Consider the following 14911-nt stretch of genomic DNA (forward strand, 5'->3'; position numbering starts at 1 on the left):
CCATGGGTTCCTCCCAGAGGCCCCAGGGCTCAAGGCTGCGCTCCATCCAGCGGCTATGGCCGTGGTTGGTGTTGTTGCTCGCTCTTGGTTTGGTGCGTCTGAGCAAAGGGGCTGGCTTTGCTGATGGCTTCGCCTTGCTGAGTCGGCCCTTCTGGCCGGGGGCTGCTCAGCGCGAGTGGATTGAGACTGCCAAACAGCAGGAGCAGCTCTCCCGGCTGGAGCTTCTGGAGCAAGACAACGCACGCCTGAGGGGTTTGTTGGCGCTTGATCAGCAGTCGTCGGGAGACTGGCTTCAGGCTGCGGTGATCTCGCGCACAGCATCAGGTTGGTGGCAACAGTTGCTGCTGGGCAAAGGTGCGACTGAAGGTGTGGGCAAGGATGATGCAGTGATCGGTCCTGGAGGCCTGGTCGGCAGGGTTCAGAGCGTGACACCCACCACCAGCAGCGTCCGTTTGCTCACGGCCCCTGGTAGTCGCATCGGCGTTTGGTTGCCGCGCACCCAGCAGCATGGGCTGCTGGTGGGCCTTGGAACAGCCCGGCCACAGTTGCAATTTCTCGATAAGGACATCCAGGTCCGTCCAGGTGATCTCGTGAGTACTTCACCGGCGAGCACTCTGCTGCCACCCAATTTGCCCGTGGCAGTGGTGCAGTCGCTTAATGCCAGATCGGTCCCGGCGCCAACCGCTCTCGTGCAGCTGATCGCCCCGCCTGATGCCATCGATTGGGTCCAGGTCAAGGTGCGCTGACTGATGACGCGCCTGCATCGACAACCCATCTGCGTGGCTTCTGCCCTCTTGGTGCCGATCCTGCAGATGGCATCACCTTCCTGGATCAACCTGGATGGTGTTCCGCCCAGCTGGGCGATCCTCTGGTTGCTGCCCTGGTCATTGGTGGATGGTCCGCTTGCCGGTGCGATTGCAGGAGCAGCGATTGGACTGGTGCTGGATGGTCTGAGCCTCGGGGATGTCAGTCAGGTGCCCGCTCTGGTCTTGATGGGTTGGTGGTGGGGACGGCTGGGACGCCGCGGCCCGCCGATTCAGCGCAGCCTCAATCTGGGATTGCTGGCCTGGATCGGCGCGCTGGTTCTGGGTTTGTCCCTATGGCTCCAGTGGCTGGTGCTGGGATCATCCGATGGACTGACCCAGTCGTGGGCGCTGCACACCACGCTCGCCCAGGCTTTGATCACTGGACTGCTGGCACCGTTAATTGGATCCTGGCAGCTGCTTTTGTGGCGACGGCGAGCACCCGCATGATTGTGTCTTTGCGACGGCGCCGGTTTCTGTCCGGCCTGGCTCTCTCCGGTTTGGCGTTGTTCATCTGGGGGTGTCGTCCGGGTTCGGTTCCTGAGGGAACTCTCCAGCTTTGGACCCTGCAGTTGGCCCCAAAGTTCAATCCTTATATGGATGACGTGCTTGGGTCTTGGGACAAGCTCCATCCAGAGGCACTGGTGCGATGGACAGACCTCCCCTGGGGGTCGGTAGAGCGCAAGCTGCTAGCCGCTGTGTTTGCACGCACCGCACCTGATGTGGTGAACCTCAATCCTCCTTTCGCCGCCAATCTGGCCAGCAAGGGTGGCCTCACTGATCTCACAGCTCTTTTGCCGCCTGGTGCAGAGCAGAACTACTTGCCATCGGTCTGGGAGGCAGCCAGGGATCCTGAGGCAGGTCAGATCGCCATCCCCTGGTATCTGACGGTCCGTCTGAGCCTGGTGAACGGTGACCTTCTGCGTCAGGCGGGTCTCTCCAGGGCTCCTCGTCGATGGGATGAAGTGCCTGCTTATGCCCGCAGCATCCGCGAGCGCACGGGTCGTTACGGCCTCTTTGTGACTGTAGTTCCAGACGATTCCGCAGAGCTTTTGGAGTCGTTCGTGCAGATGGGCGTCAGTCTTCTAGATGCACGTCAGAGAGCCGCATTCAACACGCCGGCAGGTCGCAAGGCCTTTGCGTTCTGGACTGATCTGTATCGCGAAGGTTTGTTGCCTCGGGAAGTGGTGAGTCAGGGGCAGCGGCGGGCCATTGAGCTGTACCAGAGTGGTGAGCTTGCATTGCTTGCCAGCGGCGCTGAGTTTCTGCGCAGCATTCAGACCAATGCCCCCGGTGTGGCTGCGGTGACCACGCCTCAGCCACCTCTGACTGGTTCGGACGGCACAGCCAATGTGGCCTTGATGACACTTGCCGTGCCTCGGCAGAGTCAGCAGGCTGGCGAAGCTGTTGAACTGGCCCTGTTCCTGACCAACGGAACCAACCAAGCTCGTTTCGCGCGAGAGGCGAGAGTGCTGCCGTCTTCTCTTGAAGCGCTGTCTGCGATTCGTGCCGAGCTTGAGGTTGAGCAGCCATCCAATCCTGCTGAGGCTCAGATCCGTGATGCACGTCTGTTGTCGGCGGAGACCTTGAACACTGCCCGGGTGCTTGTGCCTGCGACCCCGGGGGTGAAGCGCTTGCAGAGCATCATCTATACCCAGTTGCAGCGGGCCATGTTGGGTCAGATCAGCAGTGATCAGGCCGTGCTTGAGGCAGAGCAGCAATGGAACCGTTATGCCAGTGCCCGATGGCCCTGAACCCCCTGTTGAGCGACTGCTTCAATTCTTAAAAGAAGCCAAAACCTGTTCCCGGTTTGGATCGCGGAGCTCGATCCGTTCACGTCGAACTGTAGGGTTGCAATTCTTACCCGATGGAGTGTATGCCCGAAGGCCCATCCCACCAACTTGATGGCGATGGGTCTCTCCAGGGAGCTCCAGAGTCCGTCAAGGCCACATTGCTGGTCGTCGACGACGAGCCTGCAGTCCGTCGTGTCTTGGTGATGCGACTTCAGTTAGCTGGTTATCGCGTTGTCTGTGCAGAAGATGGCGAGGAGGCCCTTGAGGTGTTCCATCGCGAATCGCCAGACCTCGTCGTTCTCGACGTCATGCTGCCGAAGCTGGATGGTTTCGCAGTTTGTCGGCGTCTGCGGGCCGAATCCTGTGTGCCGATCATTTTCTTGTCGGCCCTTGAAGCCATCTCTGAACGAGTGGCAGGCCTTGACCTCGGTGCAGATGACTACCTGCCCAAACCTTTCAGTCCTAAAGAACTGGAAGCCAGAATTGCCACGATCCTCCGTCGCGTAGGGAGAGGTTCAGCCACCGCTGAGCCTCGTGAATTGCCGACCGGGCAGGGAGTCGTTCGCGTTGGTGACCTTGTGGTGGACACCAACCGTCGCCAAGTCACGCGAGGCAGTGAGCGCATTTCACTGACTTACACCGAATTCAGCTTGCTTGAGCTCTTGTTCAGGGAACCTGGACGGGTTGTTCCTCGTGCAGAAATTCTTGAGCAGCTCTGGGGTTATCCACCTCGCCGTGCTGCGGACCTTCGAGTGGTTGATGTTTATGTGGCGCGACTGCGCGGCAAACTTGAACCGGATCCGCGGAATCCTGAACTGATTCTCACGGTGCGCGGTATCGGCTATTCCTCCCAGCGCATGGGCGATAACGCTCCTGCAGCAGTGGCCAGTTGAGATCCTCCTGCTGACGTTCTGACGCCGATTTCTCACTTGATGGCACCATCGACCGGCAGGATGGCGCCCATGTGAGTTCTTTTCCGTGTCAGAACTGCGAGAGACCCGCTTAGAGAAGGCGAATGCACTCAGGGAGCAGGGTGTAGAGCCCTATGCCCTCCATTTCGATCCCACCGATCGGATGGCTCAGCTGCAGGACGTCCACGCTGATCTGCCCAATGGGGAAGAGCGGGATCTCAAGGTGGCCGTCGCCGGTCGGGTGATGACGCGACGGGTGATGGGCAAACTTGCTTTCTTCACCCTGTCTGATGAGACGGGCACGATCCAGTTGTTTCTGGAGAAGTCGACTCTGGGCGAGTCGTTTGCCCAGATCACTTCGCTTGTGGATGCGGGCGACCTCATCGGTGTGAGCGGCATCCTGCGCCGAACGGATCGCGGTGAGCTTTCGGTGAAAGTTGCCAAGTGGACCATGCTCACCAAAGCGCTGCAGCCGTTGCCTGATAAGTGGCATGGTCTCGCCGATGTGGAAAAGCGCTACCGGCAGCGCTATCTCGACCTGATCGTGACTCCTCAGTCGCGGGAAACCTTCCGGCGGCGTGCGTTAACAGTGAGCTCAATCCGGCGCTGGTTGGATGATCGCGACTTCCTGGAGATCGAGACACCCGTTCTCCAGAGCCAGCCGGGTGGTGCTGATGCTCGGCCCTTTGAAACGCATCACAACGCTCTGGACCTGCCGCTGACGTTGAGAATCGCCACGGAATTGCACCTCAAGAGACTGGTTGTGGGGGGCTTCGAGCGTGTGTATGAGCTCGGCAGGATCTTCCGCAACGAGGGCATCAGCACTCGACATAACCCTGAATTCACGTCCGTGGAGGTGTACCAGGCCTACGCCGATTACCTGGGGATGATGGAGCTCACTGAGCAGATGATCAGTTCTGTCTGCCAGGAGGTTTGCGGTAGTCAGACCATCAGCTATCAAGGCACCGAGATTGATCTGACCCCTCCCTGGAGGCGGGCAACCATGCATGAGCTGGTCCAGGACGCCACCGGCCTGGATTTTCATGCCTTCAGCACTCGAGAGGAAGCCGCAACAGCCATGGCGGCCAAGGGTCTGCACGTTCCTGCGTTGGCTGATTCCGTGGGACGGCTTCTGAATGAAGCGTTTGAACAGGCTGTGGAATCCACTCTGATCCAGCCCACGTTCGTGATGGACTATCCCTTGGACATTTCGCCCCTGGCTCGTCCGCATCGCAGTAAGCCCGGTTTGGTTGAACGTTTTGAACTGTTCATCGTTGGCAGAGAGCACGCCAATGCCTTCAGCGAGCTCACTGATCCAGTCGATCAGCGTCAGCGTCTGGAAGCACAACAGGAGCGCAAGGCCGCTGGAGATCTGGAGGCGCAGGGCTTGGATGAGGATTTCGTCAATGCTCTGGAGGTGGGCATGCCTCCCACAGGTGGTCTCGGCATCGGCATCGATCGATTGGTGATGCTGCTCACGGACAGCCCTTCCATCCGCGACGTGATCGCCTTCCCGCTGCTTCGCCCTGAGGTTTGAGTGTGTTGGGAGGTTGCCTTGTGCCCTCAGGGTGGATAATGGAGCACAGTGGCATGGTCCCTTTCCAATGAGTGGTGAGCGCGTAGGTTTCCGCTTCAAGCACGCCGATGCGGTGGTCAAGCGCAATCCCCAGGGGCGCTCCCGCCGCGGCTGGGTGATGGAGCCCGTTGAGCAGACCACCAGCCGAGGCACCAAGATGCCCGCTTATCGGATTCGCTGGCGCGACAGCGAGCGTCCTGAGATCGTGCTTCAGCACATGCTGATTGCCGATCCTGATCCGACCCCACCGCCCGAGAACGTCAGCCTTGAGCCTCCTGCTCCCAAGGCTTGATTGATCCAGGAATCAGCTCAGCCCTTGGCGTCGTCTGAGGTCCTCTAATTCTTGGTGGGCTTCAAACAAGGCCCAGTCCTCATCCAGGCTGCGATGTCCTCGTTGTTGTGACGCCCTCTGATTGAGACGGGAAATCTGTTGATCCAGATCTCGGAAATTCCGACCCAGCTCGTCAAGCTCATTCCAGAGATCTCTGCCCTGATCCATCAGGGTTTTGACATGCTGTTCAGCTCGCAATGCCAGGTCATCGGCTCCGGCATCGCGTGCCTTCTTGGTGCGTTCTCCCCAGGCCTGAACTTGCTCTGCCAGTGACAGCAGCTGCCGTCGCAGGTCTCTGGCCTGGATCTTCATCAGATCGCGCCGGCTGCTGAGATCGCGCTGTCGGTCCTGCAGATGCTGCTCCTGCAGCAGGCGGTCTTGATCGGGATTGGAGTGCAGAAAGGCATCCAACCGCTCTTCCAGGTTCTGTTCAAGCTGATCCAGCCAAGTCGGCGACATCAATCAGCCCTGGCAGCGTTGCTCATGCTCATGATGAAATCAGGGCTGAACGTGTCTCTGCTCAGTCTGCCGCTTCCAGCCAGTGCAGGGAAAGGTCATCAGCAGGATCATGCCAGCGCTGGCACCAGCGCCAGCCTGCGTCCTCGGCCAGCTCACGGGCCATCTTCACTGAGTATTTGACGCTGTATTCGGTCACAAGCGGTTGTCCTGCGCTGAAGGTCCATGGTTCACCAGCCACCGACACCGTTTGGTTGCCTTCGCTGATCAGGGCCATGCGCACTCGGCTCTCTGCTTCCTGCCAGACGGCCTCATAACGGAACATGTCTGGGTTGAAGTTTGCACCCAGATCCTTGTTCAGTCGTTGCAGCAGGTTATGGGCGAAGGCGGCGGAGATACCTGCGGCATCGTTGTAGGCGGCCTCCAGCCTGGACCTTGATTTGGGCTGATCAAGTCCCAGCAACAGCGGTCCTCCATCGAGCAGGTCCCGGAATCTGCACAGCAGTGCAATGGCTTCCTCACGAGTGAAGTTGCCGAGGGAACTGCCAGGAAAGAACCCCACACGCCTTGTCCCGCGGATCAACGGATGGTCTGGAAGCACATCAAGCTGACTGTGATCACAGCAGATTCCCAGCATCGGCACCCCGGGATGTTGGGTCTGAAGTGCCGACGTTGACTGGCGCAGGTGCTCGGAGCTGATGTCGAGGGCCACATAGGCGGAAGGCTGCATCGCCTCCAGCAGCGGACCCACCTTGCGGGCACTGCCTGCGCCGAATTCAACGATCACCCCTGATCCAATGGCACGGGCCATGTCCGCTGCTGCTGATTCCAGTAAGGCGATTTCCGTTCGGGTGAGGCTGTACTCCGGTTGCTGACAGATTTGATCAAACAGGCGCGAACCCTCGTTGTCGTAGAGAAACCACGCTGGTAGCTGACGTGGCTCGCGTTGCAGACCGTCCTGCACCAGTCGGCGCATGTCTGCGCTGGGCGGATGCAGATCGATCAGTTGAAGACGCGCAGGCGTTTGTGTTGTCATTGGGCCAGGCGTAGACCTGCCGCCATCCAGCGGCTGGCCGGGGTGAAAAAGTTCCGGTAAGTGTCGCGGGAATGGCCTCTGGGTGTGAGCTGGCTGCTGCCCCGCAGCACGAACTGGGAGGTCATAAATTTGCCGTTGTATTCGCCCACAGCTCCTGCTGCAGGTTGAAAGCCTGGGTATGGGCGATAGGGGCTTGAGGTCCATTGCCATAGCTGGCCATGGCTCTGTTGAAGTGATGCGCCGTGTTTATGGCTGGCTAATTCCCATTCCGCTTCGCTGGGCAAGCGGGCGCCGGCCCAGCGCGCATAGGCATCCGCCTCGAACCAACTGAGGTGTCGAACCGGTAGGTGATCCTCCAGTGGGCAGCGGCCAGCGAGGGTGAACTCCCAACGCCAGGGACCTTGGTCATCGGGATCACGTCGCCAGTAGCGGGGGGCTTCCCAGTTGCGCTGACTGCGCTCAGCCCAGCCCTCGCTCATCCAGAGCTCAGGGCGTCGGTAACCGCCATCGTCGATGAAGCAGCGGTAAGCACCGTTGCTCACCAGCCGAGACGCAATGCTGAAGGGCTCCAGCCAGGTTCGATGCCGCGGGCCTTCGTTATCGAAGTGGAAGGCATCACCGCTGTGGCCCACTTCCACCAGGCCCCCATGGCAGTCGAGCCAGGGTTCGTGCCGTTGGGATCCTGTCGTTTGGCCGGTTGTGATCGGCTGATCATCAAACGGTTCAGCCCAGTCGCTGCGATAGGCCGGTTCGAGCGGCTGACGGCTGAATCCATCCAGCAGGTCCATCAACATCAGTTCCTGATGCTGCTGCTCATGGTTAAGGCCCAGTTCCACCAGATCCAGCCACGGTGCTTCGCTGTGGCGCTTCAAAAGCTCTTCCAAAGCAAGATTCACCCGCTTCCGCCAGGCTGAGACTTCCTCCATCGGTGGTCGGCTGAGTAACCCTCGCTGAGGTCGCGGTTGGCGCGGGCCAACCGCGTCGTAATAGGAGTTGAACAGATAGCTCCAACGCGGGTCCGCGGGGACGTAGTCCGGATGGTTGGGCTTCAGCACAAAGGTTTCGAAGAACCAGGTGGTATGAGCCAGGTGCCACTTGGGTGGGCTGGCATCGGCCATGCCCTGCAGGTTGAGGTCTTCGGTATTGAGGGGCTCAATCAACGCCTCACTGGTCCGACGCACCTCCATCAGTCGATTCAGGAGTGAGCCGGAAGCCATGGAGGGGAATCATGCTGGCGGTGACGTTAGTGGGATCCCCGTCGGGTGTCAGCGCAAGACTGCCCCTACCATCGGCCCAAATCGCAACTCCTTTGTGATCGGCACGTTGCTGGCCGACCGGTATCGCCTAGACCGCTGTCTGTCGTCTGATCCAGATCATCCCCAGGGGACTCTCTGGTGTGCCGCTGATCAGTTGGCGGGTGATGCACCCGTTGCGTTGCGGCAACTCAACACTCAGGCGACTCAGGATCGCTTTCGCAGTTTGTGGCCGTCGATGCAGTCACTGCTGCATCCCCAGATTCCACGCTTTGGAGGCCTGCTTGAGCAACAGGGCAGTCTCTGGCTGGTGCGTGAGTGGCAGGAGGGTTCAACGCTGAGCCAGATCCAGACGCAACGCCTTCAGCGCCAGTTGGTGTTCGGCCCTGGAGAGGTGCTGCTGCTGATGAGGCAGCTGTTGCCACCTCTTGCTGTGCTGCACGGTCAGGAGCTGGTCCATGGCGATCTCAATCCCCGCAATCTGCTGCGGCGCGATCAGGATTGTCTGCCCGTGCTGTTGGATTTCGGCTTGCTGCAGCGCTGCGGTCAGCAGCCTCTCATCGCAGCCTCGCCGGCTTATGCGCCTCGCTCGCAGGTCCGGCAGGACCCTGCAGCTGCGTGGATGGATCTGCATGGTCTCGGTGTGTCGGCTCTGACCCTGCTCACCGGCCGTCCCCCTGCTCACTTGTTGCAGGCAGATGCAGAGGCATGGTTGTTCCCCAACGATCTCGATCTGGATCCTTCCTATCGAGAGGTATTGGAACGATTGCTGTCTGAACAGCCCGGGCACCGTTTTGAGCTGGCTGCTGATGCCCTCCAGGCTTTGCAGGCTGTGTCGATGCCTGAAACAACAGGGCCTCAGGCGCGGGCTGAGCGCACCCTGGTTCTGGCCCCAGTTGTTTCGGATGACTCGCCGCCCGTGGCAAGTGAGTCTCCGGATTTGCCGTCGTTCAACCCATCTCGCGCCACAGCTCGTGAGGAAGCACGGCGCCGACCTTCGGCGGAGCAGCGACAGCTTGCGGCGGAAGGCCGTCTCTGGCCTGTTGTCGGTGCCCTGTTGGTCTCGGCTCTGGTGGGAACAGCCATCGGTTGGTTTCTGCTCACTCGCGGCAATCCCCCCTCTGGGGCCCCCTCCACGGATCGCGATGTGATTGGGCGTTCCCCTTCCGCAAGCCTTCCTCCTGCGGAGGTTGATCAACGTCAGCAGCTGCTCAGTCGTCTACGAGCCCTGCAGGTTGATCGCAGTTGGTTTCTTCAGTTGGTGGATGCAAGCCTGATGGCCCGTTTCCCTGAGCGTGGCGGTCGCCTGCCCAGTGATTCCCTTGAAGACGCTCCTTTGAGGAGTGTCTGGAACGAACTCGCCGAGGAGTGGTTGGCCAGGGTGGAGCAACTGCCGCCGGCGCTGCGCAGTCGTCTAGGACAGCTCAAGCCTGCCGACTGGCAAAGGCAACGCCAGGCCCTTGTGTCGCAGGGTGTGAATAACAAGGTGGTGGAGCAGCTGGTCAGCGCTTCAGCTCAGGCGTTGCTTCCAGGAGTTCCGGCAGGGGTGAAGCCGCCTGATCCTTTCCGTCAGCTGTGGATCGCTGCCGCATTGCGCAGCCTTGAGGATGTGCAGATTGAACAGGTCAAAGCGCGTGCGCAGGCGCCCACGGTTCTGTCTAGCCGAGTCTCCGCTGGTGGTGCACGCCTGATCTCGATCTCGGTCCCAGCTGGTCGTCGCCTGGTGCTGGGCATCAACGGCACTCCTTTGATGCAGATGACTGTTTATGCCGCTGATGGGGAGGTCGCTGCCGATCGCGGACCGCTGCGTGTTGTGACCTTGCCTGTGGAAGCAGGTTCGCCTGTGCAGGTGCTGGTCACCAACGACGGCGTGTCGTCCGGCTTGTTGACGCTCTCCTGTCGCGCCGATGCGCCAGCACCGAAACCGTTGCCGGAGGTTGATCTCAACCCGATTCCCGATCCGGCCACTGGAGCTGAGGGCCCTGTTGAGGCGCTTCCGGAACCCCCCGGTCCCCGGCCTGCTGGTGCTGAGGATCCTCCCGGTGAAGAGGCTGATGCAGCCAATCCATTGACCAGTGACTCCCCCCCTGATTCCACTGCAGGACCCAATGAGGGCAGTCAGTAGCGGGCAATGGCAGCTCGGGTCTCTTTCTTGATCTGCTTGTCCTTTTCGGCAGCGCGCTTGTCGTGCAACTTGCGGCCTTTGCCGAGACCGATGGTGAGTTTGATCCAGGAGCCCTGCAGGTGCATGTTGAGCGGGATCAGCGTCAGCCCTTTTTGATCCAGTTGCCCACGCAGCTTGTCGATTTCGCGTCGGTGGGCCAGCAACCTGCGCACGCGCAGCGGATCATGGTTGTAGTACCCGCTTGCATGGGTGTGGGGTGAGATGTGCACGTTGTGCAGCTGCATTTCACCCTTGCGGATCAGACAGAAACCATCCCGGAGATTGGCTTGGCCAGCCCGAATGGATTTCACCTCTGTGCCCACCAGTTCGATGCCGGTTTCCAGCGTTTCCAGGATGTCGTATTGATGCCTGGCCAGCCTGTTGTCGGCCAGTAAGCGATTGGCCGCTGCGCGAGCTGCCGCGTTTTTCTTACCTCCACCTTTGGCCATTGCCTGTTTGGCCTTTCGGCCGCTTGATGCTCCGACCCTATCCAGGTCTCGGTACTCTTCCCACATGGCCATCGTTTCCTCAAGCGCAGGATCCCTACGTCCACGCAAGGAGCGTGAGCCCAATCGGGTGGTCGATGCGGCCAGGCAGCCAGGAGACGATCTCGATCCAGCGGCGCTGGCCTCTCGCGACGACGGCTTAAGGCCCAAGTGTCTGCAGGACTACATCGGTCAGCGTGAGCTCAAGCAGGTGCTTGGCATTGCGGTGCAAGCCGCGCTGGGCCGCGGCGATGCTCTTGATCATGTGTTGCTCTACGGCCCGCCTGGTCTTGGCAAAACGACCATGGCCATGGTGCTGGCCGAGGAGTTGGGAGTGAAATGCCGCATCACCAGCGCCCCGGCGCTTGAGCGCCCCCGCGACATCGTTGGTCTTTTAGTGAATCTGCAGCCTCGTGAGCTGTTGTTCATCGATGAGATTCATCGACTCAGCCGGGTGGCCGAGGAGCTGCTCTATCCGGCCATGGAGGATCGTCGACTCGACCTCACCGTCGGCAAGGGAAGCACTGCGCGAACCCGTGCACTGGACTTACCGCCGTTCACACTGGTCGGCGCCACAACCCGCGCAGGTGCTTTGAGCTCACCGTTGCGCGATCGCTTTGGCTTGATTCAGCGTCTTGAGTTCTACGGCTTGGACGACTTGCAGTCGATTGTCGAGCGGGCCGCCGGTTTGCTCGACCTCGATCTCACGGCCGATGCTTGCGCTGAGATTGCACTCCGCTGCAGGGGCACGCCTCGCATTGCCAACCGACTGTTGCGTCGGGTGCGAGATGTGGCCTGTGTCCGTGACTGCTCCGGAGCGATCGACCGCGGATTGGTCGATGAAGCCCTCACGTTGCATCGGGTGGATGGCCGCGGTCTGGACGCCAGTGATCGAAGGCTGCTGGAGCTGCTGCTCCAATCCCATGGAGGCGGTCCCGCCGGACTGGATACCCTTGCGGCGGCTCTTGGAGAAGATCCCACCACCTTGGAGTCAGTGGTTGAACCGTATTTACTTCAGCTCGGCTTTTTGCAGCGCACTCCACGTGGCCGGGTGGTGACGGCTGCTGGTCGTGACCATCTCGCTGCTGCTTGACAACTGTGCTGGGTGTTGTTCAGCTCTCTCGCAGAGGTGTTCACGCTCGATACGCTGACTGAAGACTTCGACGATTCAAGAAACGGTGACGCTGCTCTTTTGGTCGCAGCTTGATGGTCTTCAATGCACAGCGTGTTGACTGTGATGAAGACGAGGGCGTCATGGTGGTTGAGTTGGATGCAGGGCCTGATCGGTTGGTTCCTACCTCTTTGCTTGATCGCCTCTCCTGTCTCGGCATTGGCAGCCGAAGTTGATCACTTGCCGGAGCTGTTCGATCGTGCTCTTGCTCTCAGCCGTGCCGGCGATCCGCAGCAGGCACTTCCGGTCTGGGATCAGGTGCTCGATCTTGCTCCTAACGATGCGGCGGCTTGGAGCAACCGCGGCAACATACGTCTCATGTTGGGTGATCCAGAGGGAGCCATCGCCGATCAAACCCGCTCCATGGAGCTGGCCCCCAACGATGCTGACCCCCATCTCAATCGCGGTACCGCTGAAGAGGCCTTGCAGCGCTGGTCTGAGGCCGCAGCCGATTACGACTGGATTCTGGAACGAGACCCGAGTGATGCCTCAGCCCTCTACAACCTCGGCAATGTCCGTGGATCAGAGGGAGAATGGCAGGAAGCCCAGCGTCTTTATCGCTTAGCCGCTGATGCAAGGCCAGGATTTGCAATGGCGCGATCCAGTGACGCTCTGGCTCTCTACCAACTCAATGATCTGAAAGAAGCAGAACGAAATTTGCGCAATCTGATCCGGCGCTACCCCTTGTTCGCCGATGCCAGAGCAGCTTTGAGTGCTTTGCTCTGGAGTGAAGGTTCGCGCGGTGAAGCGGAAAGCCATTGGGCCGCTGCTTCAGGTCTTGATCCCAGTTATCGCGATGCCGCCTGGCTGGCCGAGGTGCGTCGCTGGCCGCCACGGCCGATTGCCGATCTCGAGCGCTTTCTCGCTCTGGAGGTGTCATGAATCTCACTGCTACCTGGTCCGAGCGTTTGGACGCGCTGTTGCCGGAGTTGATTGAGTTGCGTCGTCACCTGCATGCCCATCCTGAGCTCAGTGGAGAAGAGCATCAAACCGCTGCACTGATTGCAGGTGATCTGCGCCAGGCCGGTTGGCGTGTTCGCGAAGGCGTTGGACGCACGGGTGTGGTGGCTGATCTTGGCCCCGAGCAGGGTCCGAAACTCGGCTTGCGCGTTGATATGGATGCACTGCCGATTGAGGAGAAAACGGACTTGCCCTATGCCTCCCTGAGGCAGGGCGTGATGCATGCCTGCGGCCATGACCTTCACAGCACGGTTGGTTTGGGCGTGGCCAAGTTGTTGGCAGCTGAGTCGCACTTACCTGTTGGGATGCGCTTGTTGTTTCAGCCAGCAGAGGAAATCGCTCAGGGGGCTCGCTGGATGCGTGAGGCAGGAGCCACTGATGGTCTTCAAGCGTTGTTCGGTTTGCATGTGTTCCCCTCTTTGCCTGTGGGCAGCGTGGGTTTGCGTAGCGGCAGCCTCACAGCGGCGGCTGGCGAGCTGGAAATTGAGATCAACGGCCAGGCTGGCCACGGCGCCAGGCCTCATCAGTCGGTGGATGCGATCTGGATCGCCTCGAGGGTGGTCACCGGACTCCAGGAAGCGATCAGTCGCAGGCTTGATGCCCTGCATCCGGTGGTGGTGAGCTTTGGGCGTATCGAAGGAGGCAAGGCGTTCAATGTGATTGCCGACCGGGTCACTCTTCTGGGAACAGTGCGCTGTCTGTCCAACGATCTGCACGATCATCTCCCCCGTTGGATCGAGGAGACCGTGCGAGCTCTTTGTGAGGGTTTCGGTGCAACAGCAACGGTTCGCTATCGCTGTATTGCTCCACCGGTGGATAACGACACCAGACTCACGGCCCTGCTTGAGCGCTGTGCCATCGAGCAGCTTGGCCCAGATCAGGTCTTGCGCTTGGAACAGCCCTCTTTGGGTGCCGAGGATTTCGCAGAGTTGATCCGGGATGTGCCTGGCATGATGTTTCGACTCGGTGTGGCGGGCCCTGAGGGATGTGCCCCACTCCACAACGGTCACTTTCTGCCTGATGAACGCTGCCTAGGGGTCGGAATCCGGGTGCTCACAGCAGCGATGCTGGCTTGGGAACCGACGACATGAATCGTCCGCCTCGTACCCGTTTGCATGTGTTGTTGTCCTTGGCAGCGCCTCTGCTGGTGTGCCTTGGGGTTCTGGCGCTTGTCCAGCGAGAGGGTACCGAGCGTTGGCAGTCTGTTCCTGCCATCCTGGTTGGCTCTGGCTTGGTGATCCACGCAGTGGTGGGTCGTCGTCGACGGCGGCACAAGCTGCTGGTGGCCTTGCGAAGCAGTCGTTTTCTGGAGGATTGAATTGATGGCGTTCACACCGCAAAAGCCTCAGGGCGGTGAACCTGATCTCAAGGCCCTTAGAGAGGCGATCAGTTCTGGTGATCCTTTGCGAGCCATGCCGGCCCTCACCCAGTTGCGCTTCTGCAGTGATGAGGACGCTGTTCCTCTCTTGGTGCTGGGCAGTGAGCAGGAGGCTTTTCTCGTGCGTTCCTTGAGCTGCAGCGGTTTGGGCTACAAGCGCACCGAGCAGGGTTGGACCGTGTTGGAGCGGCGGCTGCGCAGTGATGGTGATGCGAATGTGCGTGCCGAAGCTGCCAATGCCCTTGTCAGCTATGGCGTTGCCCGAGCCTGGCCCTTACTCAAGGCAGCATTCGACGCCGACAGTGCATGGCTGGTGCGCTGCAGCATTCTTTCTGCTCTGGCGGAACAGCCTGAGATCGATTTCGGTTGGCTGCTCGACCTGGCCAGTGCCGCGATCATCGATGACGACGGAACGGTTCGTGTCAGCGGAGCCGAAATTCTGGGCCGGATTGTTCGTGAAAGGGCTGATCAGCAAATTGGTGAGCAAGCCAGAGCTCTGTTGTTGCCACTGCAGCAAGACGTAGACCATCGAGTCATTGCAGCTGCTCTGAACGGATTGCAGCTGCGTTGACGGTGTGTTCTCAATGGCGTTGC

Annotated in this window: 16 protein-coding genes; 12 read left to right on the top strand and 4 right to left on the bottom strand. The window is 60.1% G+C overall.

Going from position 1 to position 14911, the window contains the following annotated elements:
* Positions 1-2 precede the first annotated feature (2 nt).
* From mreC to SynMITS9220_RS00545, 6 genes are all read left to right on the top strand, one after another.
* The gene (gene mreC / locus SynMITS9220_RS00520) at positions 3-746 is read left to right on the top strand and encodes a rod shape-determining protein MreC (protein WP_186989981.1); all 744 of its coding nucleotides are present in this window, start codon (positions 3-5) and stop codon (positions 744-746) included.
* 3 nt (positions 747-749) lie between these two features.
* Positions 750-1253, top strand: coding sequence for a rod shape-determining protein MreD (locus SynMITS9220_RS00525; RefSeq protein ID WP_186989983.1), 504 nt, complete (start codon positions 750-752; stop codon positions 1251-1253).
* Positions 1250-2557, top strand: coding sequence for a sugar ABC transporter substrate-binding protein (locus SynMITS9220_RS00530; protein ID WP_186989985.1), 1308 nt, complete (start codon positions 1250-1252; stop codon positions 2555-2557). The genes SynMITS9220_RS00525 and SynMITS9220_RS00530 overlap by 4 nt, the downstream gene beginning before the upstream one ends.
* A 122-nt stretch (positions 2558-2679) precedes the next feature.
* Positions 2680-3489: a response regulator transcription factor RpaB gene (rpaB, locus tag SynMITS9220_RS00535; protein WP_067093321.1), complete on the top strand. Its 810-nt coding sequence runs from the start codon at positions 2680-2682 to the stop codon at positions 3487-3489.
* Between the two features lie 85 nt (positions 3490-3574).
* A complete protein-coding gene (gene lysS, locus SynMITS9220_RS00540; protein WP_186989987.1) occupies positions 3575-5044 on the top strand; it encodes a lysine--tRNA ligase in 1470 nt (489 codons plus the stop codon).
* Between the two features lie 67 nt (positions 5045-5111).
* On the top strand, positions 5112-5375 hold the full coding sequence (locus SynMITS9220_RS00545; RefSeq protein ID WP_006042532.1) for a hypothetical protein: 264 nt from the start codon (positions 5112-5114) through the stop codon (positions 5373-5375).
* A gap of 12 nt (positions 5376-5387) precedes the next feature.
* Here the strand turns inward: SynMITS9220_RS00545 and SynMITS9220_RS00550 are convergent, their stop codons facing one another.
* The 3 genes from SynMITS9220_RS00550 to egtB form a co-directional block, all read right to left on the bottom strand.
* Positions 5388-5873, bottom strand: a complete 486-nt coding sequence (locus SynMITS9220_RS00550) for a hercynine metabolism protein (RefSeq protein ID WP_186989989.1) — start codon at positions 5871-5873, stop codon at positions 5388-5390.
* Between the two features lie 61 nt (positions 5874-5934).
* Complete coding sequence (egtD, locus tag SynMITS9220_RS00555) at positions 5935-6906, bottom strand: L-histidine N(alpha)-methyltransferase (protein WP_186989991.1); 972 nt, start codon at positions 6904-6906, stop codon at positions 5935-5937.
* Positions 6903-8123, bottom strand: a complete 1221-nt coding sequence (gene egtB / locus SynMITS9220_RS00560) for an ergothioneine biosynthesis protein EgtB (RefSeq protein WP_186989994.1) — start codon at positions 8121-8123, stop codon at positions 6903-6905. The genes egtD and egtB overlap by 4 nt, the downstream gene beginning before the upstream one ends.
* On the opposite strand from egtB, the gene SynMITS9220_RS00565 reads away from it, so the two are divergent.
* Positions 8122-10284 carry a protein kinase gene (locus tag SynMITS9220_RS00565; RefSeq protein WP_186989996.1) on the top strand — a complete coding sequence of 721 codons (2163 nt, stop codon included), beginning with the start codon at positions 8122-8124 and terminating at the stop codon, positions 10282-10284. The genes egtB and SynMITS9220_RS00565 overlap by 2 nt on opposite strands.
* Here SynMITS9220_RS00565 and smpB read toward each other — a convergent pair.
* Positions 10278-10772 (bottom strand): SsrA-binding protein SmpB, encoded by a 495-nt coding sequence (gene smpB / locus SynMITS9220_RS00570; protein ID WP_067093316.1) that lies wholly within the window; start codon positions 10770-10772, stop codon positions 10278-10280. The two genes, SynMITS9220_RS00565 and smpB, sit on opposite strands and share 7 nt — an antisense overlap.
* 64 nt (positions 10773-10836) lie before the next feature.
* Between smpB and ruvB the strand changes: the two genes are divergently transcribed.
* From ruvB to SynMITS9220_RS00595, 5 genes are all read left to right on the top strand, one after another.
* A complete protein-coding gene (gene ruvB / locus SynMITS9220_RS00575) occupies positions 10837-11901 on the top strand; it encodes a Holliday junction branch migration DNA helicase RuvB (RefSeq protein WP_186989998.1) in 1065 nt (354 codons plus the stop codon).
* Positions 11902-12078: 177 nt separating this feature from the next.
* Entirely contained in the window at positions 12079-12861 is a 783-nt protein-coding gene (locus tag SynMITS9220_RS00580) for a tetratricopeptide repeat protein (protein ID WP_186991683.1), read from the top strand.
* Positions 12858-14030 carry an amidohydrolase gene (locus tag SynMITS9220_RS00585; RefSeq protein WP_186990000.1) on the top strand — a complete coding sequence of 391 codons (1173 nt, stop codon included), beginning with the start codon at positions 12858-12860 and terminating at the stop codon, positions 14028-14030. The genes SynMITS9220_RS00580 and SynMITS9220_RS00585 overlap by 4 nt, the downstream gene beginning before the upstream one ends.
* Positions 14027-14257: a DUF3188 domain-containing protein gene (locus tag SynMITS9220_RS00590; RefSeq protein ID WP_186990002.1), complete on the top strand. Its 231-nt coding sequence runs from the start codon at positions 14027-14029 to the stop codon at positions 14255-14257. Before SynMITS9220_RS00585 ends, SynMITS9220_RS00590 begins: the two co-directional genes overlap by 4 nt.
* A 4-nt stretch (positions 14258-14261) precedes the next feature.
* Positions 14262-14888, top strand: a complete 627-nt coding sequence (locus SynMITS9220_RS00595) for a HEAT repeat domain-containing protein (protein WP_186990004.1) — start codon at positions 14262-14264, stop codon at positions 14886-14888.
* Positions 14889-14911 lie beyond the last annotated feature (23 nt).

This window comes from Synechococcus sp. MIT S9220, from assembly GCF_014304815.1.
Taxonomy (GTDB): Bacteria; Cyanobacteriota; Cyanobacteriia; order PCC-6307; family Cyanobiaceae; genus Synechococcus_C.

Bases quoted from the DNA above. Each gene is read 5' to 3' on its own strand.
- SynMITS9220_RS00580 (WP_186991683.1), top strand. From the start codon at position 12,079: ATGCAGGGCCTGATCGGTTGGTTCCTACCTCTTTGCTTGATCGCCTCT.
- SynMITS9220_RS00590 (WP_186990002.1), top strand. From the start codon at position 14,027: ATGAATCGTCCGCCTCGTACCCGTTTGCATGTGTTGTTGTCCTTGGCA.
- rpaB (WP_067093321.1), top strand. From the start codon at position 2,680: ATGCCCGAAGGCCCATCCCACCAACTTGATGGCGATGGGTCTCTCCAG.
- SynMITS9220_RS00595 (WP_186990004.1), top strand. From the start codon at position 14,262: ATGGCGTTCACACCGCAAAAGCCTCAGGGCGGTGAACCTGATCTCAAG.
- smpB (WP_067093316.1), bottom strand. From the start codon at position 10,772: ATGGCCAAAGGTGGAGGTAAGAAAAACGCGGCAGCTCGCGCAGCGGCC.
- SynMITS9220_RS00550 (WP_186989989.1), bottom strand. From the start codon at position 5,873: ATGTCGCCGACTTGGCTGGATCAGCTTGAACAGAACCTGGAAGAGCGG.
- ruvB (WP_186989998.1), top strand. From the start codon at position 10,837: ATGGCCATCGTTTCCTCAAGCGCAGGATCCCTACGTCCACGCAAGGAG.
- egtB (WP_186989994.1), bottom strand. From the start codon at position 8,123: ATGGCTTCCGGCTCACTCCTGAATCGACTGATGGAGGTGCGTCGGACC.
- SynMITS9220_RS00565 (WP_186989996.1), top strand. From the start codon at position 8,122: ATGGAGGGGAATCATGCTGGCGGTGACGTTAGTGGGATCCCCGTCGGG.
- SynMITS9220_RS00585 (WP_186990000.1), top strand. From the start codon at position 12,858: ATGAATCTCACTGCTACCTGGTCCGAGCGTTTGGACGCGCTGTTGCCG.
- SynMITS9220_RS00530 (WP_186989985.1), top strand. From the start codon at position 1,250: ATGATTGTGTCTTTGCGACGGCGCCGGTTTCTGTCCGGCCTGGCTCTC.
- SynMITS9220_RS00525 (WP_186989983.1), top strand. From the start codon at position 750: ATGACGCGCCTGCATCGACAACCCATCTGCGTGGCTTCTGCCCTCTTG.
- SynMITS9220_RS00545 (WP_006042532.1), top strand. From the start codon at position 5,112: ATGAGTGGTGAGCGCGTAGGTTTCCGCTTCAAGCACGCCGATGCGGTG.
- egtD (WP_186989991.1), bottom strand. From the start codon at position 6,906: ATGACAACACAAACGCCTGCGCGTCTTCAACTGATCGATCTGCATCCG.
- mreC (WP_186989981.1), top strand. From the start codon at position 3: ATGGGTTCCTCCCAGAGGCCCCAGGGCTCAAGGCTGCGCTCCATCCAG.